Origin of the sequence: Novosphingobium sp. (assembly GCF_965228995.1) — a bacterium.
Classification (GTDB): domain Bacteria; phylum Pseudomonadota; class Alphaproteobacteria; order Sphingomonadales; family Sphingomonadaceae; genus Novosphingobium.
In genome coordinates, this window is sequence record NZ_OZ245852.1 from 3,779,930 (window position 1) to 3,806,441 (window position 26,512).

A 26,512-nucleotide genomic window follows, 5' to 3' on the forward strand; every position below is an offset into this window, starting at 1 on the left:
CTTTTCTTTCCGGGCGCCGCGTCAGATGAACAGCCCAACCCCGTGTATAGCCCGGGGCGACAGAAAACGGATCAACGAAAAGTCCTCACCCCATCTTCGTCATTCCCGCGCAGGCGGGAATCCAGAGCGCAGCAAAGCACCCTCCGCCCCGACACGCCGGATGAATCAACTCATTGAAAGGAATCAGGAACCTGAATCACACCTCAAGCTAACTTGAGATTCAGGATTCGTCCCTAGATTCCAAGGCGATCCCTCATCCCATAGTACCACGCGCCCACCACGCAGTAGGGCACGCGAAACAGCTTGCCGCCCACGAACGGAATGTACGGCAGCGAGGCAAAGACGTCGAATTTGGTCATCTGACCGTCGATCGCCTCGGCCAGACGGCGCCCCAGCATCTGCGTCGTGGTCACCCCGTGCCCGCTATCGCCTTGCGAGAAATAGACGCTGTCCGAAACGCGCCCCATCTGCGGATAGCGTGTCATCGTCAGCGCGAAATTGCCGCTCCACTGGAACTCGACCTTGGTGCCCTTCAGCTGCGGGAAGGTCTGGAACATCTGCGGCAGGATCTTGCCCTCGATCGAGGCGGGATCGAACCCGCCATAGATCGTGCCGCCGCCATAGAGCAGCCGGCCATCCGCCGTGCGCCGGTAATAGTCCGGGATATAGCGGATATCCTCGATGCAGTAGTTGGTCGGAAAGAGCGTTTCGAGCAGCTCGTCCCCCAGCACCTCGGTCGCGATCACCTGGCTCGAAACCGGCAGCACGCGCCCCGAAAGATCGGGCGCCGCATCGCCGAGATAGGCGTTGCCGCAGACCAGCACCTTGTTCGCGCGCACAAGGCCCTTGGCGGTGTGCACCACCGGCTCCGCCCCGCGATCGACATGCGTCACCCGCGAATGCTCGAAAATGCGCCCGCCGAGGCTCTCGAAGGCCGCCGCCTCGCCCAGCACATAATTCAGCGAATGCATGTGCCCGCCGATAGGATCGAACATGCCGCCGATATAGCGATCCGAATTGCTATGCTCGCGCGCCGCCGCGCCTTCGGCGAGGAACATCTGCGTATGGCCGTGGCGGTGCCATTCCTCGGTCCGCTCCGCCAGCACCTTCAGCTGGGGCTTGCTCATCGCCATGATCGCATTGCCCGCGCGCAGGTCGCACGCGATGCCGTACTTCGCCACGCGCTCGCGGATGATGCTCTGGCCTTCCAGCGCCATCGCGCCAAACGCCTTCTCCGCCTCCGCGCCGTAGTGCTGCCGCACTTCCTGCATGCGCCGGCTATAACCATTGACGAGCTGCCCGCCATTGCGCCCCGAAGCGCCCCAGCCCACGCGCTCGCCCTCGACGACGATCACCTTGTAGCCGCGCTCCGCCAGCTCCAGCGCCGCGCCCATGCCGGTAAACCCCGCACCCACCACGCAGATATCCGCGCGTTCCTCGCCCAGCAGTTCGGGCCGCCGCGGCGTCGGATTGGCGCTCGCGGCGTAGTACGTCGGCATGCCGGCATAGGGCGAGGCGGGCGAGAAATGATCAAGGACAGGGTCGGTCATTCGGCAGAAATACCGGACAGGGCGGCCCACTGTCAACGCACAATGTGATCACATTATCCAAGCCACGGGGGCGCTACACAGCCCAATCAAGCCAAACCTGCCCATTTTGTGATCATGTTTTCCCCTCAATCTTGGGATTCGCGCACCGTCTCCATCGCCACAAAGGTCGAAGTGCTCGCCACGTGCGGCAAGCTCGAGATCTTCTCGCCCAGCACTTCGCGGTAGCGGCGGATATCCGCCGTGCGCACTTTCAGCAGATAGTCGAAGCTCGATGCGATCATGTGGCATTCCTCGATCTCGGGAATGCGCAGCACCGCCTGCCGAAACGCCTCCAACGCCGCCTCGCGCGTATCGGAAAGCTTCACTTCGGTGAACGCGACATGGTCCATCCCCAGCTTCCGCGGATCAAGGATCGCCCGAAAGCCCCGGATATAGCCGTCCGCGATCAGCCGCTTGAGCCGCGCCTGCGTCGGCGATTTCGAAAGCCCGATGCGCTGCGCCAGTTCGGTTATCGGCAGCCGCCCATCCACCGCGAGAATGCCCAGGATGGCGCGGTCAAACCGGTCTAGCGGCCCGCCATTGGCACCATCTGTATCCATATCGCCTGCCATATCACGAAAACTAAGGCCAAATAGCCAATCAGGCAATACAGATGAGGCATAAAGCCTGCAGCGTCCGTGATAAAGTCCAACCGAGACCCAAACCCCGTCCATCCTGAGCTTGTCGAAGGACCGTCCTACCCCTTGCCCCAGCCATCGCGCCGGAAAGCAAGGACGACCCTTCGACAAGCTCAGGGCAGACGGGTTTGGGAGCAACGTGGCTTCAGATCGAGACGTCCCATGCCCAGCCTCCCAGCCTTCAGCCTCCCAGCCTTCAGCCTCCCCGCCTTCGCCCCCCGCATCGCCCCCGAAACCCTGCTCCGCCGCGCCATCACGCAGGCCACGCGCATTCCGGAGCCCGAAGCGGTGCGCCCGCTGCTGGCCGCCGCCACGCTCCCCGAATCTGCCCGCGCCGCCATCGCCAGCACTGCCCGCGGCCTGATCGAGCGCCTGCGCGCCAAGGCCCGGCCCGGCGGCGTGCAAGCGCTGGTGCAGGAATTTGCGCTCTCGAGCCACGAAGGCGTCGCGCTGATGTGCCTCGCCGAAGCGCTGCTGCGCATCCCCGACGACGCCACCCGCGACGCGCTGATCCGCGACAAGCTCGCCACCGGCAACTGGGCCGCGCATCTCGGCGGGGACAAGCCGCTCTTCGTCAACGCCGCCACCTGGGGCCTCGTGATCACCGGCAAGCTTACTGCCAGCGTCGATGCCGCCGGGCTCGGCCACGCGCTCACCCGCATGGTCCACCGCCTTGGCGAACCCGTCATCCGCCGCGGCGTCGATGTCGCTATGCGCATGATGGGCGAACAGTTCGTCATGGGCGAAACGATCGAGGAAGCGCTCACCCGCGCCCGCCGCCGCGTGGCACAGGGCTTCACTTTCAGCTACGACATGCTCGGCGAAGCCGCCGCCACCGCTGCCGATGCCGCGCGTTATATGGAGGCCTATACCGCCGCCATCCACGCCATCGGCACCGCCAGCGCCGGGCGCGGGATCATCGCGGGTCCCGGTATCTCGATCAAGCTCTCCGCGCTCCACCCGCGCTACACCCGCGCGCAGGCCCACCGCGTCATGGCCGAGCTACTCCCCCGTGTCCTCGCCCTCGCCGAGCTCGCGAAGTCCTACGACATCGGCTTCAACATCGACGCCGAGGAGACCGACCGCCTCGAACTTTCGCTCGATATCCTCGAAGCCCTCGCCCACGCGCCCAGCCTTGCCGGGTGGAACGGTCTCGGCTTCGTCATCCAGGCCTATCAGAAGCGCTGCCCGATGGTGATCGACTGGATCGTCGCGCTCGCCCGCGCCAGCCAGCGCCGGATCATGGTGCGCCTCGTCAAGGGTGCCTACTGGGACGCCGAAATCAAGCGCGCACAGGAAGCCGGCCTCGCCGATTTCCCGGTCTACACCCGCAAGGTCCACACCGATCTCGCCTATGTCGCCTGCGCACAGAAGCTCCTCGCCGCGCGCGATGCCGTGTTCCCGCAGTTCGCCACGCACAATGCGCAGACGCTGGCCAGCGTGCTCCACCTCGCCGGACCAGACTTCACCCCCGGCGATTACGAATTCCAGTGCCTCCACGGCATGGGCGAACCGCTCTACGAGGAAGTCGTCGGCCCCGAAAAGCTTGGCCGCCCCTGCCGCGTCTACGCCCCCGTCGGCACGCATGAGACGCTGCTCGCCTATCTCGTCCGCCGCTTGCTGGAGAACGGCGCGAACTCCTCGTTCGTCAACCGCATCGCCGATCCCGACGTCCCCGTCGAAGCCCTGATCGAAGATCCGGCACACGCCATTGCCGCCGAGCCTCTGCCCGGCGCCACCCACCCCGCGATCGCGCTCCCCGAAGCCCTCTTCGCGGATCGCGCCAACGCCAGGGGCCTCGATCTCGCCGACGAACCCACCCTCGCCGCTCTGGGCGAAGCCCTCGCCGCCAGCGCCGCGCGCCCCTTCCGCGCCGGCGATGCCGCTCGCCCCGCGCAGAGCGTGCTGAACCCCGCCGATCACCGCGACGTCGTCGGCCATGTCCACCCGGCCTTCCCCGCAGACGCAGCGCGCGCCGCCGCCCGCGCTGCGGTCGCCGCCCCGGCATGGGCTGCCACACCGCCCGAAGCCCGCGCCGCCATGCTCGAACGCGCTGCCGCCGCGATGGAAGCCGCGCGCGCGGCGCTTATCGCCCTGCTCATCCGCGAAGCAGGCAAGAGCGCCGCCAATGCCCTCGCCGAAGTGCGCGAGGCGGTCGATTTCCTGCGCTACTATGCCGCGCAGGCCCGCCACCTCTCCGCCGCAGCGCAGCCGCTCGGCCCTGTCGTCTGCATCAGCCCGTGGAACTTCCCGCTCGCGATCTTCGCCGGCCAGATCGCCGCCGCGCTCGCCGCCGGCAACCCGGTGCTCGCCAAGCCCGCGCCCGAAACCCCGCTCGTCGCCGCTGAGGCCGTGCGCATGCTCCACGCCGCAGGCGTCCCTGCCGAGGTCCTCCATTTCCTCCCCGGCGGCGGCGAGATCGGCGCGGCCCTTGTCGCCGCGCCCGAAGTGCAGGGCGTCGTCTTCACCGGCTCCACCATGACCGCCCGCGCCATTCAGCGCTCGCTCGCAGGCCGCCTCACCGTCCACGGCGCCCCCGTCCCGCTCGTCGCCGAAACCGGCGGCCTCAACGCCATGGTCGTCGATAGCTCCGCGCTGGCCGAACAAGTCGTGGCAGACGTCCTCGCCTCCGCGTTTGATAGCGCGGGCCAGCGCTGCTCCGCGCTGCGCCTGCTCTGCCTGCAGGAAGACATTGCCGAGCGCACCCTCACCATGCTCAAGGCCGCAATGGCCGAACTCGCCGTGGGCAATCCCGCGCAGCTTGCCACCGATGTCGGCCCGGTCATTTCGCAGCGCGCTCGGCAAGGCATCGCCGCGCACGTGGCCGCCATGCGCGCAGCCGGTTTCCCGGTCACAGAAATGCCGCTGGGGCCAGAGACCGCAAACGGCACTTTCATCGCCCCCACCCTGATCGAACTCACCGATCCGCGCGATCTCAAGGCCGAAGTCTTCGGCCCCGTCCTCCACGTCGTCCGCTTCCGCGCGGACGAGCTTGATGCCCTGATCGCAGCCATCAACGCCTCGGGCTTCGGCCTCACCTTCGGCCTCCACACTCGCATCGACCAGACCGTCGCGCGCGTCACGCGCGCCGTCCACGCCGGCAATCTCTACGTGAACCGCAACATGATCGGCGCGGTCGTCGGCGTGCAGCCGTTCGGCGGCTGCGGCCTTTCCGGCACCGGGCCCAAGGCCGGTGGCCCGCTCTACCTTGCCCGCTTCGCGCCCGGTGCGGTGCCCGCGCTACCTGCCAGCCACCGCCAGCCAGACCCTGCCATCGCACCCTTCGTCCAGTGGGCGGAAGGCCAGGGCCTCACCGCCATAGCCGTGGCCGCACGCAGCGCCGCCGCCGCCTCGCGCCTCGGCCACGAGGCCGAACTCCCCGGCCCCGTCGGCGAACGCAACACCTGGCGCCTCGCCGCGCGCGGACGCATCGCCTGCATCGCGGGCAGCGTCGAGGCGCTCTGGCACCAGATCGCCGCCGTGCTTGCCACCGGCAACAGCGCGGTCGTCGCCCCCGGCGGCCCCGTCGCCGCCCGCCCGGCAGACTTCCCCGCCGCGCTCGCCGCGCGCGTCGAATGGGCGCGCGATCCATTGGAGCGCATCCCCGATCTCGCCGCCGCGCTCCTCGCGGGCGAACCCGCGCTGATCGCTGAAGCCACGCGCCGGCTCGCGCTGCGCGAAGGCGCAATCGTCACCGCGCACACCCCGCTGCCGGGCACGACAGCCAGATACCCGCTCGATCTCCTGCTCGAGGAAGTCACCCTCTCGATCAACACCACGGCGGCGGGCGGCAACGCCAGCCTGATGGCGCTGGCCTGACCGCCAATTGCACCGCAAGCAGCGGAGCGCGCCGCCGCGCTCCGCTGCGTATCACCGCTCCTGTCCCAGCAGGAGAACCCCGATGCCCTTGGCAATCCCCGCCCCCGCACGCTACCCCCAGCCCGTGGCAAACCCTGAAGCCCTCGACGAAGCCCGCTGGCAGCAGGTCACCGCGCGCGACAGGAGCGCGGACGGCCAGTTCGTCTATGCGGTGAAGACCACCGGCATCTACTGCCGCCCCTCCTGCCGTTCGCGGCAGGCCAAGCGCGCGAACGTCCGCTTTTTCGCCGCCCCGGCGGAAGCGGAAGCCGCTGGTTTCCGCCCCTGCCGCCGTTGCCACCCCGCCGCCGCGCAGGAACCGGCCAGTTCGCTGATGCAAGCCATGGCCGCCTATATCGCCGCCCACGCCGATCAGAGCCTCCCGCTCACTCACCTCGCCGATCAGGCGGGCATGAGCCCCGCGCACTTCCAGCGCGCATTCAAGGCCGCGCTCGGCGTCTCCCCGCGCGAGTATCAGGCCGCCCGCCGCCTCGCCCGCTTCAAGCTGGCCCTGCGCGAAGGTGATGGGGTGCTGGAGGCCGGTCTCGACGCGGGCTTCGGCTCGACCAGTCGCCTCTACGAAGCCGTGGACGGCGGCCTCGGCATGACCCCCAGCGCCTATCGCCACGGCGGCGCGGGTGAAGCGATCACCTATGCGGTGCGCAAAACCGCGCTTGGACCCCTGCTGATGGCCGCCACGCCGCGCGGTGTCTGCTTCGTCCAGTTCGGAACCGGCGCCGAAGCCCTGCTAGGCCAGCTCGCCGCCGAATTTCCCAAGGCAGCGCTCACCCCCGCTGGCCCGGAGGCAAATGCCCCGCTCGATGCCTGGATGGCCGCGCTTGCCGCGCATCTCGATCAGGCCGCCCCGCGCCCCGATCTCCCGCTCGATCTGCGCGGCACGGCCTTCCAGATCAGCGTCTGGCGCTTCCTGATGTCGGTGAAGCCCGGCGATGTCGTGAGCTATTCCGAAGTCGCTGCCGCCACCGGCAAGCCCCGCGCGGTGCGCGCCGCCGCCAGCGCCTGCGGCGCCAACCGCATCGCGCTGCTCATCCCCTGCCACCGCGCCTTGCGCGCCGATGGCAGCCTCGGCGGTTACCGCTGGGGCCTCGCTCGCAAGCGCGCATTGCTCGATGCCGAACGACGCGAGCGGGCGAGTGCCTGAAACCTGCTCATCATCCCCGCGAAGACGGGGATCCAGAGACCAACACCGCGGCCGTGGCTGTCGCCGCCATGGCTTCCCGCCTTCGCCGGAGTGACGAAGGACGCGAGCACTACTGCTGGCGAAACGACCGAGATTGGGTGGGGAGCGGACTGGCTGCATTTAGCGGATGGTAGCTGAGCAGCGACATTGCCCCGCAAGGGAATTTATGTCAGCGCGGTGAGGGCGGAGGTGCGTTCAGACAGGGGGGGTAACGGTGGTTCGATTGCGGTTGGCGGTGCTCGCTCTATCGATGACCTTGGCCCCTGCCAGCTTCGCGGCTCGACCGTCATCGCGTGTCCAATATCAAGTTGCACATGGCTGGCCCGATCTACCGGCGGGCCGGATTTTGGGATCGGCTGCCGGTGTTGCGGTAAACTCCAAACAGGAAGTGCTCGTCTTCCACCGGGCCGATCGCGTCTGGTCGGAGCCGCTTCCCCTGACCAACATCGCGCTTCCCACCGTGGCTATCTTCGATAGCAAAACGGGCCGCTTTCTCCGCGAGTGGGGTGCCAACCTTTTCTCGATGCCGCACGGAATTTTTGTCGACGATCATGATAATGTGTGGCTCACCGACGTCGCACTGCAACAGATATTCAAATTTAGCCCCGACGGCCGCCTGCTGATGGTCCTCGGCGAGCGGGGCGTTGCCGGCGCAGATGATCATCACTTCAACCGACCGACCCAAGTTGCCGTGCTGCCAGACGGCTCGTTTTATGTCGCCGATGGATACATTAACACCCGCGTCGTCAAATTCTCTCCCAGTGGCAAATTCCTTTTCCAATGGGGACGCCCTGGCTCCGGCCCGGGCGAATTCAACACCCCTCATTCGATTGCTGTCGATAAGACAGGTCTCGTTTACGTCGCCGATCGGGAGAATGATCGGGTGCAGATTTTCACCGGCGACGGGCGGTTTGTTCGACAGATCCGATCGCGCGAGATCGGGCGGCCCTATGGGCTCGCGCTATTGCCCGGTGGCAGGATGGTCGTAGCGGACGGCGGCGAGCAGCCGGACACCGGTCTGGACCGATCTGGTCTCGCTGTAATCACGACCAACGGGCGAGTGCTGCAGCGTTTGGGCCGTTACGGCAACTACGACGGGCAGTTCCGAATGGCGCATGCCGTTGCGGTAGACGCTCGGAATGAAGTATTTGTCGTCGATATTACCGGCCAACGTGTGCAGAAATTCACGCCCGTCAGGCGGTGATGGCCTTTAGAGCACTTTCCGACCAATCTGGTTCACCGTGATTGCGTCAGGAAGCCCATCGGCAAGGAGCGCCGCGCAGTGCGGGCTGGTAGCCCGTGCCAGCGGCGCGACGCTGCCATAGAGACATTTGGCCGAGGGGCTTCCTGTCGCAACCCCGAAGGGGCGGGCCGCTTTTGGCCCATCGCAGCGTCTCTCGTCGGTCACTATGGGCAAGCATAGCTCCCTCCTCGATCCTCGCGCTGGGCCAAAATCGGCTCCGTCACGGTGAACCAGGTTGGTCGGAAAGTGCTCTAATGGCTGCTTTGCTGCTAGGTGGTGCGCCTGACTACGGCCGCTATGGCGGGTGCCGAGCGTTGCATCGATCGGTTGAACCCACCGGCGCAAACCGTCATTCGGCTTTGCCCATCCCGCCTACCCCCCCAGCCGCACCACGATATGCCGCGCCGCCTCGCGCACGTCTTCCCAGGTCTGGGCGAAATCCTCGGCGTTCCCGCCATAGGGATCGACCACCGCCGTCCCCTCGCGCCCCGGCACAATGTCCATCAGCAGGCTGATCCGCGCGGTCGAACGGCCGAGCAGGCCTTTTGGCTCGATCCGCTTGAGATCGCGCAGGTTCTGTTGGTCGAGCGCGTAGATATGGCCAAAGCGCTGGAAATCCTGAGAGCGGACCTGCCTCGCGCGGTAGCCCGAAATGTCGATCCCGTGGCGCGCCGCCTCGGCAATCGCGCGCGGGTCTGGCGGCTCGCCCGCGTGCCAGCCTCCGGTTCCCGCGGAATCGATGGTCACGGCAAGCCCCGCCGCCACCGCCTCCACGCGCAGCGCAGCCTCCGCTAGCGGAGAGCGACAAATATTCCCAAGGCACACGAACAGGACGGACGGCTGGCTCACATGCGGCCCCATGGGTCAAACGGTGACGAGCCGCCGCTGGGCTTCGCGGCCCATTGCGACGAGAAACGGATCCTCTTCCTGCCTACGTGAAAACACGGATTTGCTGTCAATGTCCAGCCAGCGATGTGCAACAATCGCTTGCCCGATGGCGCCGCCCAGCGTTTCGCCCGGCCCCAGCAGCAGCACCCGGTCGGGCGCAAACTCCCTCAGCGCCACGGTCATCGCCGCAGTGAAGTCATACGGGGCCAGAATCTGGTGCCCGAACGTATAGTCCCACAGCTCGGCGGGATCGCTTTCAAAGCGCCGCCAGATCGCCCCGCGCCCGTCGATCAGCGGCACGGCCGGCGCGCCAAACCAGCTCACCGGCAGCGAAGCGCGCGCCGCATCGGCGCTCGCCTGCATCAGCGGGGTGTGAAACGGCCCATGCCCCGGCAGCCGCAGCGGCGGACGCGGAAGCGGCGGCAATGCGGCGTTGAGCGCGTCGAGCGCCGCTTCCGGCCCCGCCACCACCAGCATCCCGCCTAGCCGGATCGAAGGCAGCACGCCCACCTGCGCGCAGGCCGCTTCCACGGCGCGCGCCGTTTCCGGATCGACGCGCCAGTCCTCCCCCGCCATCACGATCACCGCCTGCCCACCGGGCGCGTGCTTCTGCGAATTGATCCCCATCGCATCGGCAATGGCAAACCCGTGCTCGCCCGATACCGCCCCTGCGCAGGCCAGCGCGGTGTACCAGCCCATCGAGTTGCCTGTCACGGCCACAACCTCGAACCGCTCGCGGTCCAGCGCCAGAAAATCCAGAAACGCGCAGGCATGGATCAGCGGCGCCGCCACGTCCCCGCGCGGATGGAGCTTGGGATCGAACGTCTTCGCGCCGTCCAGCTCGCTCAGCGTCGGCTTCCCCGCCGCCGCGCGCACCCCATCGAAATGCGCGAGCCACGGCGATCCGGCATGATGCCGCGCCAGATAGCCCAGCTCCGGCGCATTATAGGTCCCCCGCCCCGGGCAAACGACGACGATTGTTTCCTTAGCCACGCACCATCTCCAGCGCCTTGGCGACAATCATGTCGCGGCTCGGCAAAGTATGCGTCGCCGCGCGCGCCAGCGGGATGAAGCTGTCCGTCGCCGCGAGAACGCCCAGCGCCTTCTCCGGCGCACGCAAGGCCATCAGCGCCAGCAGCGCCTCGCTCTGCGATCCCGTCTCGCGGCACTCATCCACCACCAGTACGCGCCCGCACGGCGCCACCGCCTCAAGCAGCGCGTCTTCCGCCAGCGGCGCAATCCAGCGCAGATCGATCACCCGCACCGCAACGCCCTGCTCCGCCAGCAGCTTCTGCGCCTGCAGCGATAGATAAACCCCGTTGCCATACGTCACCACCGCCAGATCGCTGCCCTCTCCAAGGACGCCAATCTCGCCCACGCGGATCTCGCTCACCCCCGGCGCCTCATAAACCGAGGTCCACAGCCCATCCCCCTCGGCGTGCAGATCGCGCGTCATGTAAAGCGCAATCGGCTCGACGAAGATCACAACCCGCTGCTCCTCGTGCGCCAGCCGCACGCATTCGCGCAGCATCAGCACCGCCTCGCGCCCAGAGCTTGGCACCGCGATCACCAGCCCCGGAATATCGCGGAACACCGCAAGGCTGTTGTCGTTGTGGAAGTGCCCGCCAAAGCCCTTCTGATAGGGCAGCCCGGCAATCCGCACGACCATCGGGTTGGTATATTGCCCGTTCGAAAAGAACGAGAGCGTCGCCGCCTCGCCGCGGATCTGGTCCTCGGCATTGTGCACGTAAGCGAGGAACTGGATCTCGGGCATCGGCAGCAAGCCATTATGCGCCGCGCCGATGGCCAGCCCCAGGATCGCCTGCTCATCGAGCAAGGTATTGATCACCCGCGCCGATCCGAACCGCGCGTGCAGCCGCGCCGTCGCATTATAAACCCCGCCCTTTGGCCCCACATCCTCGCCGCAAACGATCGCGTTGGAGTATTGCAGGAGGATATCCGCCATGCCCCACGAAATCAGCCGCGCCATATGCTGCGGCTTTTCCATCACCGCCGCTTCGTCCGCAAAGATCGCCGCCCGCGCTTCCGCGCTCGCCAGCGGACGCTCCGCGCCCTCGCGTTTCGGCGGCACGATGGTCGCCATCACCGATGCCGCATCGGGTAACTTGGGGCGCTTTATTGCGAGTTCCACCTGCCGCAGCAATTGCGCCTCGATGGCATCATAGGCCGCGCGCACATCGGCGGCGGTCATCACGCCTTCCTCGATCAGCAACGCGGCACTTGCCAGCAGCGGATCGCGCGCATTGTCCGCGGCAATCTCGTCCTTGCTGAGGTAGACTTGCTGCACATCGTTCCCGGCATGGCCATAGAGGCGCACCGTCTTCATGTGCAGGAACACCGGCTTCCTGTAGCGCCGCGCGTAGTCCACCGCCTCGCTCGCCCCGCGCCACGCGTCGGCGAGGTCGCAGCCGTCGCACTGGATATAGTGCAGCCCCGCCCGGCCAGACCAGTTCGCCTCGATCCACCCCATCGGCGTCTTGGTCGAAATGCCGATCCCGTTGTCCTCGCACAGGAACACGATAGGCATCGGCGTCCCCTGAAACGCCGCCCAGGCCGCCGTGTTGAGCGCGCCCACGGCGGTCGAATGATTGGCCGATGCATCGCCGAACGAGCACAGCACCACACCGTCCTTCGCCAGCGTCGTCTCATCCAGCCCCATCCGCCGCGCAATCCCGATGGAAAACGCAGCGCCCACCGCCTTGGGCAGATGGCTCGCAATCGTGCTCGTCTGCGGCGGAATCGCCAGCCGCTTCGAACCCAGCACCTTGTGCCGCCCGCCCGAAATCGGGTCCTCCGCGCTCGCGGTGAACGAAAGGAGCATGTCCCACATCGGGTTCTCGCCCGGCACACGGTTCGCGCGGTGGATCTGGAATGCGGCATCACGGTAATGCAGAAACGCCACGTCATCCACACGCAGCGCCTCGGCCAGCGCAGCATTCCCCTCGTGCCCCGAAGACCCGATGGTATAAAACCCCTCGCCCCGCGCTTGCAGCTTGCGCGATAGCCGGTCGAGCTGCCGGCTCACCATCTGGCTATGCAGCACCGCTGCCGCGCGCTTCGGATCAAGGCCAACGGCTGCCAGCCCCAGATTGCTCCTGCGCTGCAGCCTGCCACTGTCCAGTGCGGCAAGAAACTGCTCGTGAACCTGCTGTGCGGCGTCCATCAGCGCGGACCAGTTTCATTCGTGATCATCTCGCCAGCCCTAGCCAAAGCCGCGGCATCCGTCACCCCTTGTGGTCCACCGCAGCGCGCCCCAGCGCGGGGTCGTCGGTGAAGAACCCGTCCACGCCCGCAGCCACAAAGCTGCGCACATCGGCGACCATCCCCTGCGGCCAGCGCGCGCCCGGCTCGCCGCGGCGCAAGTTCGCGGGCAGGAACTGGTTCTCCGGCCGGAAGGTGAACACGCCCACTTTCAGCCCCGCGCGGTGCGCGTCCGCGATCAACGCGGCAGGCGCACCGGAATTGCCCGCGGCGTCCAGCGGGATCACCCGCCGCAGCGGCGGACCGATCCACTGCGCATAGGCTGCGATCTCCTTGAGGCCCTGCGGCGTCACCATCTCGTCGAAGGTCAGCGTGCCGCCCGCCGCGATCACATCTGCGGGCTGCGTCACATCGCTCGACTGGATCAGCTGGAACAGCTCGACATTCCTCTGCCCCGCCAGTTCCCTGTGCAGCCGCTTCAGCGTCGCGACCTCGAAGCACTGCACGATCACCGGTGCGCGCCGCAAATAGGCCGAAGCCTTGATCGCCGCGACCAGCTTGCCCGCCGTGTCAAAGCCCAGCCCTGCAAAATACGTCGGATGCTTGATCTCGGGAATCAGCCCCACCGGCTTGCCGCTGGCGGCCTTGCCATGCGCCGCCAGCGCCGCGATTTCGTCAAATGTCGCGATCTCGAACCGCCCGTCATAGGCCATGCTCTCGGGCCGCAGCGCGCCAAGCCGCTCCCTCGCGCGAAGCGTCTTCAGTTCCGCCAGCGTGAAGTCTTCGGTGAACCAGCCTTCCTGCCGCTTGCCGTCGATCACTTTCACCGCCCGCCGTGCGGCAAACTCCGGATGGTTCGCCACGTCGGTGGTCTCGGTGATGTTGCTTTCATGCCTTGCGACCAGCACGCCGTCCTTGGTCGGCACGAGGTCCGGCTCGATGAAATCGGCCCCGTCGGCAATCGCCTTCTCGTAAGCCGCGAGCGTTTCCTCCGGCCGCAGCGCTGATGCGCCGCGATGCGCGAAAATCAGTGGCTTGGCGGCAAGCGGCGCAGCGGTCATCACCAATCCCAAAACCAGCAGCAACAGGCGGATCATCATGGCGAAACTCCCGGTATAATCCACCCGCTATGCCGTATCCATTACAGCAGCGAGACCACCCGCACCGGCGGCAGCGGCCCCGCTCCCGGCTGATCGCGCCAGTCCCGCGCATTGAGCACGCCGCCATCGGCGCGGAGTTCCGTCACGCGCGCCAGATCAACTTCGGCGAACACCCAGGCGCTCTCGCCCTCGGCGCCCAGCGCGATCACCCCGTCCTCCGGCATACCGCGATCCGGCGGCCCATAGACCCCCGCCGCACCCCGGTTCACATCGACCGCGGGAGACCACTCCGCAAGCCCCACCGTCGGCGCTTGCACCGCATAGCACTGGCCCTCCAGCGCGCGCGCCTGCGCCCCCAGCCGCACCCGCCAGTAGCCATGCAGGCTATCCGTGCAGCTCGGCACCAGCAGCACTTCGGCCCCGGCCTCGACCGCCGCGCGCGCCAGCAGCGGAAATTCGCTGTCATAGCAGATCAGCACCGCGATCTTGCCCAGCGCCGTCTCGAACAGCGCAAGGCCGTCCACCCCCGCCGAAACGAACCACTGCTCGCGCTCAAAGCGCGTCATCACCAGCTTGTCCTGCGTGCCGCTCTTGCCATTCGGCGCAAACAGCCGCGCGGCATTGCGATAGCGCCCGTCGCCGTCCAGCCGGGGCAGGCTCGCCGCCAGAATGTGCAAGCCAAACCGCGCGGAAAGCTCTGCATGCAGCGCATCCACCCGCGCCATCAGCCCCGCCACGCTGGCCAGCGATCCCGCCAGATCGCCCATGGTTTCGGGTTCGAGGCTCGCCAACTCCATCGCGCCATATTCGGGAAACACCGCCAGCGCAGCGCCGCCTTCCGCCGCCTCGGCCACCCAGCGCGTCAGCTTTGCCGCATAGGCCGCCCAGTCAGCCAGTTGCTCGATCGGATACTGCGCGGCGGCGATGGTGTAGCGCATCAGGCCCAGCTCCTCAGCCAATACTGCATGGCCTTCAGGCTCTCGCCCTCCTCGCCATGCTCCTTCCACGCCAGCTCCGTCACCAGCCCCGGCACCACGGCATAGCCGCGCTTCGTCCAGAACGTGTCATGCGGCACATAGCCCGCGGGCTTCGCCGGATGGTCGTCCGGCCGGATCACCGCCGCAAAGCACGCCGCGCTCGCCCCGCAAGCCCTGGCCTGCGCCTCGCGGTGATCGAAGAACGCATGGCCAACCCCGTGCCCGCGATATTCGGGCAGCAGCACGCTCTCGCCAAAGTAGAACAACCGCTCCACATCCAGCCCGCGCGCCGCGAAGGGAGCGCTGAACTCGGCCTTCTGGTGAACCATTGGCGCCGCCGTCGCCGCGCCGACAATGCGCGCCCCGTCAAACGCCGCAACCAGCACGGCATCCGCCGCCGCTGCATATTCGGCGAGGTACTCCGCCTCGTAAGCCGCATCGCCGTCATAGAGATAGGGGTACGCCGCAAAGACACGGATGCGCAGCATCGCCAGATCCCCCAGCGCCGCGCCGATTTCCGCGCCGGTCAGCGGGCGGACGGTAACCGTCACCCGACCACCTGAGCGGTCCAGTCCGCCAGATTGTAATACATAGTCAGCCGCGTGATCAGCCCGCCCTCAACCGCGATGAACGCGCCGGCCGGCAGCACATAAGTCTGGCCAGCGGCCTCAGGCAGCCCCTCGTCGGTGGCGAGATAGGCGCCGTGCACCACAAACTCCGCAGCCGCGCGCGCACCGTCATCGGTCGCCATCAGCACGATATCTTTGAGCTCTTCCTTGTAGCAGCGCTCCATGTGGCCAAGGAACGCGGCAAACTTGTCCTTGCCGGTGACCCGCTCGCCCTGGTTCACATCATGCGCGACATTGTCTGCCAGGCAATCGAGCATCCCCTGCCAGTCGCCCGCGTTGAACGCGGCGTAATAGCGGGTCAGCAGGGCAATCGTTTCGGCGCGGGCCATGGGGCAGTCTCCTTCAGCGCCGCGTATCTAGCGAGGCCGAAGGAAATCCACCACATACCAAAAACGCAAACCCGGTCCTCCCCATTTTCACGAAGTGCAAATGGGGAGGTGGCCCGCGAAGCGGGTCGGAGGGGTAATCGGCCTCTCCGACCCGCGCAGCGCACGATTTACCCGAACAGCTTCGCCGCCGTCGTCGCCACGCGCGCACCCAGATAGCGTGCGCCTTCAAGGTCGGTCTCGCTCGGCTGGCGGCTGCCGTCGCCGCCGGCCACCGTGGTCGCCCCGTAAGGCGCACCGCCGACGACCTCGTCGTTCCGCATCTGGCCCTGATGACCGTAATCGAGGCCGACGATGGTCATGCCGAAGTGCAGCAGGTTGGTGATCACCGAAAACAGCGTGGTCTCCTGCCCGCCGTGCTGCGTTGCGGTGGAAACGAACGCCGCGCCCACCTTGCCGTGCAGCGCGCCGCGCGCCCACAGCCCGCCGGCCTGATCGAGGAACGCCGCCATCTGGCTGGAAATCCGGCCAAAGCGCGTGCCGGTGCCGACCACGATCGCATCGTAGTTTTCCAGCTCCGCCACGGTGGCGACGGGCGCTTCCTGATCGAGCTTGAAGTGATGGGCCTTGGCGACTTCCTCGGGCACCGTTTCGGGCACGCGCTTCACGTCCACTTCGGCGCCCGCCGCGCGCGCACCTTCGGCGATCGCGTTCGCCATCGTTTCCACGTGGCCATAGGCCGAATGATAGAGAACCAGAACCTTTGCCATCGCACAATTCCTTTGCTGTTGGGGAGAGCATCCGAATCGCGCCCTCCGCGCTGTCTGAGATGCTTGTAAAGCGCACGATTGCTCTGGTTCAGCCGGATAAATTCACGTTTATTGTTCCAATTTATCGAACAACAGTCGCCGCATGCGCCCATTTGCGTGAACGGGCGTTTTGCCCTAAGGGCGCAGCGACGCCCCGGCCCTGCGCCGATATCGCTTCGCCGTGATATCCCGCACGCGCCGGGGCTTTTGATTTACCGTTTCGGCCCTATCTTTGCCGAAAGCGCCAGTGAAAGATTCGCCCATGTCCCGTCGCCGCCAGATCTACGAAGGCAAGGCCAAGATCCTCTACGAAGGCCCCGAGCCCGGCACGATCATCCAGTATTTCAAGGACGACGCGACCGCCTTCAACGCGCAGAAGCGCGGCACGATCAACGGCAAGGGCGTGATCAACAACCGCATCAGCGAGTATGTGTTCACCCGCCTCGCGCACATCGGCATCCCCACGCACTTCATCCGCCGCCTCAACATGCGCGAGCAGCTGGTCCGGCAGGTCGAGATCATCCCGATCGAAGTGGTCGTGCGCAATGTCGCCGCCGGCTCGATCAGCAAGCGCCTCGGCATCGAAGAGGGTGAGCCGCTGCCCCACACCCTGATCGAATACTACTACAAGGACGATGCGCTGGGCGATCCGCTGGTGGCGGAAGAGCACATCGCCTGCTTCGGCTGGGCCAGCAACGAGGAGATGCAGGACATCTCCAGCATGGCGATCCGCGTGAACGATTTCCTCGTCGGCCTGTTCGCCGCGATCAACATCCGCCTCGTCGATTTCAAGCTCGAGTTCGGCCGCATCTGGGACGGCGACTATGCCCGCGTGATCCTGGCCGACGAGATCAGCCCCGACGGCTGCCGCCTGTGGGACATGGTCACCGGCGAAAAGCTCGACAAGGACCGCTTCCGCCGCGATCTCGGCGGCGAAGAAGAAGCCTACCAGGAAGTCGCCCGCCGCCTCGGCCTGCTCGAAAACGACGGCGGCCCCAGCGAAGTCTTCGACCTCGGCGCCCACCGCAAACTCCGCGGCAAGAAGTAAGCCTCAAAGCTCCTCCCCATTTTCACGAAGTGCAAATGGGGAGGTGGCCCGCCGCAGGCGGGTCGGAGGGGTAAAGGGAAAGCAACCGCCCGCTCATCCTGAGCTTGTCGAAGGACGGGCAAGGGCCACAGCCCTTGCATCCCAAACCCGTCCCGGGCCTCCACCCCATCCTTCGTCATCGCCAGCGTAGCGAGGCAATCCAGAGCGACAAACACAACGCCGCCCCTCGGATTTGGGGATTTGGGGATTTGGGGATTTGGTAAAGTGTGACCGTAATATAATCCACATTATCCGGCCAAATTCTTCACCAGCAAACACCTGCTTGCAAGAATTTGCATCAACTCTCTGTTGCACCGGCGCCCACGACACCACTGTATCGCGAAGCGTTTCGCCAAGACCGGCGCTACTTCGATACGAGGACGTCATGCAACCACTGAAGACTCCTTTCGGATTCTATTCGACTGCCGATGAGGTCGCCGACGGCAACGAGCTTACCGGAAAGCAGGCCGTGATTACCGGCGGTGCGGCTGGCATTGGCCTTGAAACGGCTCGCGTGCTTGCAAGCGCCGGCGCCGAGGTCACTCTGGCTGTGCGTCGACCAAGCGCAGCGCTTGAGGTCGCCAAACGCCTGCGCCACGCTACGGGCAATCCTGCCATCAAGGTTCGGGAACTTGATCTGTCAGACCTGCGTTCCGTCCAATCCTTCGTTCGCGCGTGGACCGGGCCGATTCACGTCTTGATCAACAACGCGGGCATCATGGCGATCCCGGAACTTGAACGGACGCCGCAGGGTTTCGAGCTGCAGTTCGGTACGAACTATCTCGGCCATTTTGCCCTCACGCTCGGCCTGCGCCGCTTTCTCGCCGCCGCAAATGGCGCGCGTGTCGTTTCGGTGAGTTCAAGCGGCCACCTCTTTTCGCCAGTACTGTTTGACGACCTTGGGTTTGACTTCGTCCCCTACACCCCGATCGGAGCTTACGGGCAATCGAAGTCGGCAACAGCGCTGCTATCCGTCGGCATCACGCAACGGTGGCGAGACGACGGCATCCTTTCGAACGCGCTCAACCCCGGCGCCATTTCGACTGGATTGCAAAAGCATACGGGCGGGCTCAAGACACCTGTCGAGCGTCGCAAGACCATCGAACAGGGGGCGTCAACTACCGTGCTGCTCGCGGTATCATCGCTGGTCGATGGAATAGGAGGACGCTACTTCGAGGACTGCAACGAGGCTATGCAAGTCGTGAAACGGCCAACCGATTTCACCGGCGGCTATGCTCCTTATGCGCTTGACGCCGGCAATGCCGCCAGGTTGTGGGAACTCTCTGAGCAGCTCATCGGACTACGGTAACACTTTATGAAATCCCCAATTCCGTGGGGCGGCTTTGTGGGGCCGCTCTGGATTGCCTCGCTGCGCGCGCGATGGGATTGAGTAAGGTGTCACCGTATTTTCAAAAGCCCTCCCCATTTTTGCGGCACGCACAAATCGGGAAGTGGCAGCCCGAAGGGCTGACGGAGGGGTATCAACCTCAGAACAAAAGAGCCTCCGGCGGGCAAGGGCCACAGCCCTTGCATCCCCAAACCAGTCCCGGGCCTTCACCCCATCCTTCGTCATTCCCGCGAAGGCGGGAATCCAGAGCGACAAACACAACGCCGCGCTTGGGATTGGGGATTTAGCAATCGGTCACCGTAGTCCTATTTTGTTTTATATAATCAGACAAAACTGGCTCAACAGAATTGTATTCTGCGACAAATCTTACAAAATTTCCTGCATAGAGCTCATCTGTACTTGATAACTTCCATCCGTCTCCAGGATGATCACTCCAAGTGTCTATAGCTGGAGAAGCCATGGATCCGCGAAATTCGCTCTCCGTGAACGAATACGATCCATTCACAAGGTGCGCACCATTCTCCGCCATGTATATAATCCAAGTATTTCTTACGCCCACACTGACCATTTTCCCCAAAGAGTTCTCAGCAACTGTTATTTTTATAAGAACATAGGGAAGTTTATTGCTATCTTTCGAAATAAGTTCATTTTTATCGTGATCAAAGTATTTTGAGATTATTTTAAAGGCTGGGAGGACATTTCCCTCAAAAGGAACTTCAACTTCCAAAAGATCGGAAAATTCAAACTCAGAATTGGAATTCTCTTCAAAAATCTGCAGCTCTTCTCTAGCGAAGAAAGTTCGTAGCGATAATAAATTCGGGATCGGAGGAGGCTTGCCTTTTAATAATATACAGCATGATATTCCCTTTACCTGAGCCTTTTCTATCGCTGTTTTTGTAAATCCATTTAAGCTATATATTACCCCTTTTTGAGCGCCCGAAGAAATTAGCTCTCCAATAAATGCATCGATATCCTGTATGTTTAACCTTCTTTTATATCGCTTGCAGCTAACGAGGATTTTTACTGGGAAAAAGTTTCCAATCGATGCTTCTATCCACACATCGCGCTGCCTAGGTGTTCCAGTGTCGATGTCCGGAATGACCGCGTCATGGGTTACTTTTGCTTCCGGCGCGAGCGCGCGACAAAACTGCGTCACTGCAAGTTCGAATTGCCTCCACTCCATATCCATCGCAAATTCCTCTGAGAGCAACGAACTCTCCAAGCCCCAATTCCTCTGCCCCCCCTCACTCCACCACCGGCAGCGCAATATAACTCCCGCCTTCACCCCCAACGCTCACCTTCTGCACCGCCTTCACATAATCCCCCGGCTTGGCGTCCAAAATCGAAGGCACAAACGTCTGCGGATTGCGGTCGTAAAGCGGGAACCAGCTCGATTGCACTTGCACCATGATCCGGTGCCCCGGCAGGAACACGTGGTTCGCCTGCGGCAGTTCAAACACATAACCCAGCGGCGCGCCGGCCTTCAGCGGCCGCGCCTCGCTCAGCGTTTCGCGGAAGCGGCCGCGGAAGATGTCCATGCCCACGGCCAGTTCGTATCCGCCCATCGCGCGGTCGCCCGGCACGGCATCGGGGTAGACGTCGATCAGCTTGACCACCCAGTCGCTGTCCGTCCCGCTGGTCGAGGCGGTGAGGTGCACCACCGGCGCGCCCGCGATCGTCACGGGCTTGTCCAGCACGGCGCCCGTGAAAGTCAGCACATCGGGCCGCCCCGAAACCGGGCGCTGGTCGTCCGCCAGCCAGGTCGGCCACGGGTTGCCATCATAGCCCTGCGGCTTGTTGGGCCGCGCTTCGTAAGTCACCGGATTGGCGGGGTCGGACACATAGTCCGCCGTTGCCGCGCTCGCAGCCGGCGTGAAGCCAAGGCCGCCTTCCGGCAGCAGGTAGAGGTTCTTCGCTGCAGGCGCTGCGGGCCAGCCCGGCAGGCGCTGCCACTGCTTGGTCCCGCTCTGGAACGCGGTCACGGTCGCCACGTCCATCGGCGTGTCGTAGAGATAGTGCGAAAGGAACGGCGCCAGCACGTTCTTCCGCCACCACTTGGCCGTATCCGCATCCCAGTGCAGCGCGCCCAGCATGTCGGCGCGGTCGATCCCCTGTCCGTGGTACCAGGGCCCGATCGAAAGGTGCAGCAGCCCTTCCGAATCCTTGGGCTTCAGCGCCTTCCACACCGCCGGGGCGCCATAGATATCCTCCTGATCCCACAGCGAATGGACCAGCATGGTCGGCACCTTGAGCGGCGCTTTCGCCAGCACCTTGTCCATCGCCTGTTCCTGCCAGAAGCCGTCCCACGCCTGATGCGCCTTCAGCTTCTGCCAGAACCCGATCTGGTCGATGCCTTGAGCGGTCGCCAAGGCTCCGGCCGAGCCATACTTCATGTAGTGGGTATAGGCGTCGGCCTCGGCCATCTCGTACTTGTTGGAATTGTCGCGCGTTGCGATCTGCTCCCAGATGTAGCTCAGGCCGAACTGGCGGAACGCGCCGTTGTGAAACCAGTCATCCCCGCGCCAGCCATCGACCATCGGGTTCATCGGCACCGCCACTTTCAGCGCCGGATGCGGGTTCACCAGCGCGGCGAGCGTGGTGAAGCCGTCATAGCTGATCCCGATGATGCCCACGCGCCCGTTGCTTTCGGGCACGTTCTTCACCAGCCAGTCGATCGTGTCATACGTATCGGTCGCGTGGTCGGTCTTCGTCGGGTTCAATGAGGTGCCGACGAACGGCCGGTTCATCACATAAGTGCCTTCGGAACCGTACTTGCCGCGCACATCCTGCACCACGCGGATATAGCCGCCGCCCGTCACCACATCGGGCGCGCTGTCATAGCCATCGAGCGCCACCGCCATCACCGGCGAGGTGTGCTGGCTGGTCATTTCCTCGGCGTTGTAGGGCGTGCGCGTCAACAGCATGGCGGCCCCCTTCGCGCCCTTGGGGACAAGGATCACGGTGTGCAGCTTCACCCCGTCGCGCATCGGGATATCGACCGCGCGGCGCTCGTAGTCCCGCATCTGGACCGGCTGCTCGATCTTTGCCGGCCGCTCGTCATAGGCCGGAGCCTTGGCGGGCGCAGCCCACGCCGTCCCCGAAGCAGACAGCAACAGTCCTGCCAAAATCGCCGCACGCATTTTCATGGATATTCCCCTTGAGCCTGTCGGGGGTGAGCTTAACACCCCGCCGCGCCCTGCCAAGCGGCATCCTCTCCCGCCGCACCAAGTGTCATTGCGCATTCACCCGCCAACCGCCAAAACCCCCCGTGATGCTGTACCGCGCTTTCTCTCGCTTCCTCGCCCTCGCCCTCCTCGCCTTGACCATCCTCGGCGCGCCGCTCGCCCCGGCGGCGGCCAAGGCTCCGCCCGTCTGGGCGTTCGAGCACAGCGATCTCGCGCCCGATCCCGCGTTCCGCTTCGGCCGCCTGCCCAATGGCATGCGCTACATCGTGCGCCACAATGCAGCGCCCAAGGGCACCGCCGAAGTGCGCATGCAGGTCGATGCAGGCTCGCTCGACGAGCGCGATGACGAACGCGGCTTTGCCCATTTCGTCGAGCACATGGCCTTCAACGGCTCCGCCCACGTGCCGGAGGGCGAGATGGTCAAGCTGCTCGAGCGCGAAGGCCTCGCCTTCGGCGCAGACACCAACGCGCAGACCAGCTTCGAGCAGACGATGTATCTGCTCAGCCTGCCGCGCAACGATCCGAAGCTGCTCGATACCGCGCTCATGCTGCTGCGCGAAACCGCGAGCGAGCTCAGCTTCGATCCGGCCGCGGTAACGCGCGAGCGCGGCGTCGTGCTCTCCGAACTGCGCGACGGGCAGGGCTACGCGCTGGACAACAGCAAGGACCAGATGGCCTTCCTCTATCCGGCTGCGCACTTTCCCGGCCGCCTGCCCATCGGCACCGTGGACTCGCTCACGAACGCCACCGCCGCCGCGCTCAAGGCATTCTGGGCCCGCGAATATGTCCCCGCCAAAACCACGCTCATCGTCGTCGGCGATATCGATGCCGATGCGGTCGAAGCCGCGATCCGCGCCCGCTTTGCCGATTGGCCCGCCCGCGCCCCGGCAAAGCGCCCCGCGCAAGGCCGCGTGCTGGTGGACCAGCAGGGCGCCGCGCATGTCCACCTCGATCCCGCCCTGTCCGAACGCGTCACGGTCTCGCGCCACGGCCGCTGGCGCAAGGAGCCGGACACCGCCGAGAACCGCCGCGTGGCTCTCCTGCGCCAGATCGGCTACGGCGTGATCAATCGCCGCCTGCTGCGCCTCAGCCGCGCCGCGCAGCCGCCGTTCCGCGGCGCCGGGCTCGGCACCGGCGAAGTCTTCCACATCGGCCGCACCACCAATCTCGTCATCGATACGGCGGAAAACGGCTGGCGCACCGGCCTGCTCGCCGCCGCGCAGGTCTACCGCGAGGCGCTGGCCAAGGGCTTCACCGATGCCGAAGTCGCCGAACAGGTCGCGGGCGCGCGCACCAGTATCGAAAACGCCGCCGCCTCAGCCGAAACCCGCAGCAACGATGCGCTGGTCGGCGCGGCTCTCCATCTCCTGCGTGATGACAAAGTGCCGACCACCCCGGCTTCCGCGCTCGAACGCTTCAACCGCCACGCTGCCAGCTTTACCCCCGCCGCCGTGCTCGCCGCGCTCCGCGCCGATGCGATCCCGCTCGAAAACCCGCTGATCCGCTTCCAGGGCCGCACCGCGCCGGATGGCGGAGCGGCAGCCCTCACCGCCGCATGGAACGAGGACATCCGCGCGCCCTTGCGCACCAGCTCCGGCGCCTCCACCGGCACCTTTGCCTATACCGATTTCGGCACGCCCGGCACCATCGCCGCCGACACCACCCGCGCAGACATCGGCCTGCGCGAGATCCGCTTCACCAACGGCGTGCGCCTCAATCTCAAGCGCACCGATCTCGAAACGGACTCCGTGCTGGTGCGCCTCCACATCGATGGCGGCGAAATGCTCGATACCCGGGACAACCCCACCGCCACCGAAATGACCGCGATGATCCCCACCGGCGGCCTCGGCAAGCACAGCCAGGATGATCTGCAAAGCCTGCTCGCCGGCCGCTCGGTCGGCACCAACATCGCTTCCTCGGGCGATACGTTCGCCCTCGGCGCGAGCACCACGCGCCGCGATCTAGAACTCCAGCTCCAGCTCCTCGCCGCCACGATTTCCGATCCCGGCTGGCGCCCTTCGGCAGACGTCGTCTACCACCAGTCGATGACGAGCTTCTTCACGCGCCGCGATGCCACCCCTGCCGCCGCGCTCGCCAACACGCTCCCCGCCATTCTCTCCGCTGGCGATCCGCGCTTCACCATCCAGCCGCCCGAGACCTATCAGGCGCTCACCCTCGCCAGGCTCAAGGCCGATATCGGCGACCGCCTCGCCCACGGCGCGATCGAGCTCACCCTCGTCGGCGATCTCGATCCCGATGCCGCCATCGCCATGGTCGCCCGCACCCTCGGCGCCCTGCCCGCGCGTGAGGAGGATTTCCGCCCCTACGCCGAAGCCCGCCAGCGCAGCTTCACCCCCACCCGCGGCCTCACCGTGATCCGCCACAAGGGCGCGGCCAACCAGGCCATCGTCCGCTACGTCTGGCCCACCACCGACGACAGCGACCCCGTGACCGCCATCGGCCTCGAACTCCTGCAGGAAGTCACCAGCATCGAAGTGCTCGACACCGTGCGCGAGGCGCTTGGCAAGGCCTATTCGCCCGGCGCGGCCTCCTCGCTCAGCCGGGTCTGGCGCGGCTGGGGCACATTCAGCGTCAACGCCTCGGTCGATCTCGCCGATGTCGCCGCCACCCGCGCCGCGATCGAGCGCACCATCACCGATCTCGCCGCCGCCCCGGTCGACCCCGACATCCTCACCCGCGCCCGCGCCCCGATGCGCGAGCGGCTGGCCAACATGCTCAAGACCAACGCCGGCTGGCTCGCCCTCACCGAACGCGCGCAGAGCCAGCCCGATCGCATCGAGCGCTACCAGAAGGCCCGCGAGCGCCTCGACGCAGTGACTCCCGCCGATCTCCAGGCCCTCGCCCGGCGCTACCTCGCCCCCGATCAGGCCGTCATCGCGCTCGTTCTCCCCGAAGGCGCTCCGGCGCCCGTCTCAGCGCCAATTTCACCGGCAGCGCCAGCAAGCTACGCCCTGCCGAGGAAGGACTGACACGCAGGTCCTCCCCATTTTTGCACAGCACAAATGGGGAGGTGGCAGCGCGAAGCGATGACGGAGGGGTAATGCGGCTCAGGCGACCGTATCCTGATACCGCCGCACCGCCAGCGATCCCAGCAGCACCAGCATCGCCGCCAGCACGCCCATCTCCGGCAGCGCGTCGAGCAGTCCCCAGCCTTTCAGCATGATCCCGCGCACCAGGCGGATAAAATGCGTCGTCGGCAGCACTTCGGCCAGCGTCTGCGCCCAGACCGGCATGCCGCGATAGGGAAAGGCAAAGCCCGAGAGCAGCACCGATGGCAGGATATAGAAGAAGCTCATCTGCATCGCCTGCAACTGGCTCTGCGCCAGCGTCGATAGCGTGAAGCCGAGGCCAAGGCTCGTGATCATGAACAGCAGCGTCGATCCCAGCAGCAGCGGCAAAGGCCCCGCAAACGGCACCTGAAACAGGAACCGCGCCGCCAGCAGAATGACGCTCAACTGCACCACCCCGATGCCGAGGTAGGGCACAATCTTGCCCACCATCACCTCGAACGGGCGCAGCGGCGTCGCCAGCAGGTTCTCCATCGTCCCCTGCTCCACCTCGCGCGTCACCGATAGCGCGGTGAGCATCACCATGGTCATCGAAAGCACGATGGCGAGCAGCCCCGGCACCACGTTGTGGCTGGTGATCCCTTCCGGATTGTAGCTGCGATGGAGCACCAGATCGACGGGTGATTGCCCTGCCGCACGGCTGGCCAGCGGACCGATCAGATCATGCCCCAGCGCGGTAGAAACCGCCTCGCCGATGGCGCTGATCGCGGGGCCAGTGGCAGAGGGATCGGTCGCATCCGCGGTCACCAGCAATTGCGGCCGCTGCCCCCGCACCAGATCGCGGCCGAAATCGGCGGGGATCGTCACCACGAACTGCACTTTGCCCTGCTGCAGCAGCGCCTCGCCCGCGCCCGGGCTTTCGACGAGCTCGGTCACCTTGAAATACGTCGTGTTCCTGAGCGCCGCGTCGATCGACCGCGCGAACACAGAATTGTCTCCCCGCTCGATCGCCATCGGCAACCCGCGCGGATCGCTGTTGATCGCATAGCCGAAGATCATCAGCTGCATCAGCGGCATGACCAGCATCATGCCCACCGTGCCCCGGTCGCGCAGCATCTGCCGCACTTCCTTGAACACCATCGCCCCGATGCGCTGCAGCGGCGTGGCGCTCATGCGCTTGCTCCGTAGAAGAGTTCGCGCAGAGGCGCAGAGGCCGCAGCGATGGCGTGTGCGCCGCAGGCAATTGAATGTTCCATGCGGGCTTTCGAATTAGAAGCGGTTTCGCCGTTTTCCTCTACGGCTCTGCGATCTCTGCGATCTCTGCGCGAACAAACCTCTTCACTTCTCTGCGCCTCTGCGCCTCTGCGCGAATCTCCAAAACGC

Annotated in this window: 20 protein-coding genes; 6 read left to right on the forward strand and 14 right to left on the reverse strand. The window is 65.5% G+C overall.

From position 1 onward, the window contains the following. Nucleotides 1-233: 233 nt before the first annotated feature. Together ACO056_RS17245 and ACO056_RS17250 are read right to left on the reverse strand one after the other, a co-directional pair. Nucleotides 234-1,550 carry an FAD-dependent oxidoreductase gene (locus ACO056_RS17245; protein WP_421849070.1) on the reverse strand — a complete coding sequence of 439 codons (1,317 nt, stop codon included), beginning with the start codon at nt 1,548-1,550 and terminating at the stop codon, nt 234-236. Nucleotides 1,551-1,675: 125 nt separating this feature from the next. After that, entirely contained in the window at nt 1,676-2,149 is a 474-nt protein-coding gene (locus tag ACO056_RS17250) for an Lrp/AsnC family transcriptional regulator (protein WP_421849073.1), read from the reverse strand. Nucleotides 2,150-2,389: 240 nt separating this feature from the next. Here ACO056_RS17250 and putA point away from each other — a divergent pair, with 240 nt between their 5' ends. From putA to ACO056_RS17265, 3 genes are all read left to right on the forward strand, one after another. Then, nucleotides 2,390-6,046, forward strand: a complete 3,657-nt coding sequence (gene putA, locus ACO056_RS17255; protein ID WP_421849077.1) for a bifunctional proline dehydrogenase/L-glutamate gamma-semialdehyde dehydrogenase PutA — start codon at nt 2,390-2,392, stop codon at nt 6,044-6,046. A gap of 82 nt (nt 6,047-6,128) precedes the next feature. Next, nucleotides 6,129-7,247: a bifunctional DNA-binding transcriptional regulator/O6-methylguanine-DNA methyltransferase Ada gene (gene ada / locus ACO056_RS17260; protein ID WP_421849080.1), complete on the forward strand. Its 1,119-nt coding sequence runs from the start codon at nt 6,129-6,131 to the stop codon at nt 7,245-7,247. A 289-nt stretch (nt 7,248-7,536) separates the two neighbouring features. After that, entirely contained in the window at nt 7,537-8,490 is a 954-nt protein-coding gene (locus ACO056_RS17265) for a peptidyl-alpha-hydroxyglycine alpha-amidating lyase family protein (protein WP_421849083.1), read from the forward strand. 6 nt (nt 8,491-8,496) lie between these two features. Here ACO056_RS17265 and ACO056_RS17270 read toward each other — a convergent pair whose 3' ends face one another. From ACO056_RS17270 to wrbA, 9 genes are all read right to left on the reverse strand, one after another. Beyond that, a complete protein-coding gene (locus ACO056_RS17270; RefSeq protein ID WP_421848118.1) occupies nt 8,497-8,694 on the reverse strand; it encodes a hypothetical protein in 198 nt (65 codons plus the stop codon). Between the two features lie 207 nt (nt 8,695-8,901). Beyond that, nucleotides 8,902-9,390: a low molecular weight protein-tyrosine-phosphatase gene (locus tag ACO056_RS17275; RefSeq protein ID WP_421849086.1), complete on the reverse strand. Its 489-nt coding sequence runs from the start codon at nt 9,388-9,390 to the stop codon at nt 8,902-8,904. Nucleotides 9,391-9,393: 3 nt separating this feature from the next. Next, complete coding sequence (locus tag ACO056_RS17280) at nt 9,394-10,410, reverse strand: ACP S-malonyltransferase (RefSeq protein ID WP_421849089.1); 1,017 nt, start codon at nt 10,408-10,410, stop codon at nt 9,394-9,396. Beyond that, a complete protein-coding gene (locus ACO056_RS17285) occupies nt 10,403-12,601 on the reverse strand; it encodes a dehydrogenase E1 component subunit alpha/beta (RefSeq protein WP_421849092.1) in 2,199 nt (732 codons plus the stop codon). The genes ACO056_RS17280 and ACO056_RS17285 overlap by 8 nt, the downstream gene beginning before the upstream one ends. Nucleotides 12,602-12,662: 61 nt before the next feature. Beyond that, a complete protein-coding gene (locus tag ACO056_RS17290; RefSeq protein WP_421849095.1) occupies nt 12,663-13,739 on the reverse strand; it encodes a glycerophosphodiester phosphodiesterase family protein in 1,077 nt (358 codons plus the stop codon). 41 nt (nt 13,740-13,780) lie between these two features. After that, nucleotides 13,781-14,698, reverse strand: coding sequence for a carbon-nitrogen hydrolase family protein (locus ACO056_RS17295; RefSeq protein ID WP_421849099.1), 918 nt, complete (start codon nt 14,696-14,698; stop codon nt 13,781-13,783). Next, entirely contained in the window at nt 14,677-15,204 is a 528-nt protein-coding gene (locus ACO056_RS17300) for a GNAT family N-acetyltransferase (RefSeq protein WP_421855572.1), read from the reverse strand. Before ACO056_RS17300 ends, ACO056_RS17295 begins: the two co-directional genes overlap by 22 nt. Nucleotides 15,205-15,263: 59 nt before the next feature. Beyond that, entirely contained in the window at nt 15,264-15,674 is a 411-nt protein-coding gene (locus ACO056_RS17305; protein WP_421849101.1) for a ketosteroid isomerase-related protein, read from the reverse strand. A 167-nt stretch (nt 15,675-15,841) separates the two neighbouring features. Continuing rightward, nucleotides 15,842-16,441 (reverse strand): NAD(P)H:quinone oxidoreductase, encoded by a 600-nt coding sequence (gene wrbA / locus ACO056_RS17310; protein WP_421849104.1) that lies wholly within the window; start codon nt 16,439-16,441, stop codon nt 15,842-15,844. 301 nt (nt 16,442-16,742) lie between these two features. Here wrbA and purC point away from each other — a divergent pair, with 301 nt between their 5' ends. Beyond that, nucleotides 16,743-17,528: a phosphoribosylaminoimidazolesuccinocarboxamide synthase gene (gene purC, locus ACO056_RS17315; RefSeq protein WP_336895719.1), complete on the forward strand. Its 786-nt coding sequence runs from the start codon at nt 16,743-16,745 to the stop codon at nt 17,526-17,528. A 424-nt stretch (nt 17,529-17,952) separates the two neighbouring features. Further along, a complete protein-coding gene (locus ACO056_RS17320) occupies nt 17,953-18,876 on the forward strand; it encodes an SDR family NAD(P)-dependent oxidoreductase (RefSeq protein ID WP_421849107.1) in 924 nt (307 codons plus the stop codon). A gap of 322 nt (nt 18,877-19,198) precedes the next feature. On the opposite strand, the gene ACO056_RS17325 is transcribed toward ACO056_RS17320, so the two are convergent. Further along, on the reverse strand, nt 19,199-20,104 hold the full coding sequence (locus ACO056_RS17325) for a restriction endonuclease (RefSeq protein ID WP_421849109.1): 906 nt from the start codon (nt 20,102-20,104) through the stop codon (nt 19,199-19,201). 55 nt (nt 20,105-20,159) lie between these two features. Continuing rightward, nucleotides 20,160-22,061 (reverse strand): CocE/NonD family hydrolase, encoded by a 1,902-nt coding sequence (locus ACO056_RS17330; protein WP_421849111.1) that lies wholly within the window; start codon nt 22,059-22,061, stop codon nt 20,160-20,162. 125 nt (nt 22,062-22,186) lie between these two features. On the opposite strand from ACO056_RS17330, the gene ACO056_RS17335 reads away from it, so the two are divergent. Further along, nucleotides 22,187-25,090 (forward strand): M16 family metallopeptidase, encoded by a 2,904-nt coding sequence (locus ACO056_RS17335; RefSeq protein WP_421849113.1) that lies wholly within the window; start codon nt 22,187-22,189, stop codon nt 25,088-25,090. Between the two features lie 78 nt (nt 25,091-25,168). On the opposite strand, the gene ACO056_RS17340 is transcribed toward ACO056_RS17335, so the two are convergent. Further along, the gene (locus tag ACO056_RS17340; RefSeq protein WP_421849115.1) at nt 25,169-26,302 is read right to left on the reverse strand and encodes an ABC transporter permease; all 1,134 of its coding nucleotides are present in this window, start codon (nt 26,300-26,302) and stop codon (nt 25,169-25,171) included. Nucleotides 26,303-26,512 lie beyond the last annotated feature (210 nt).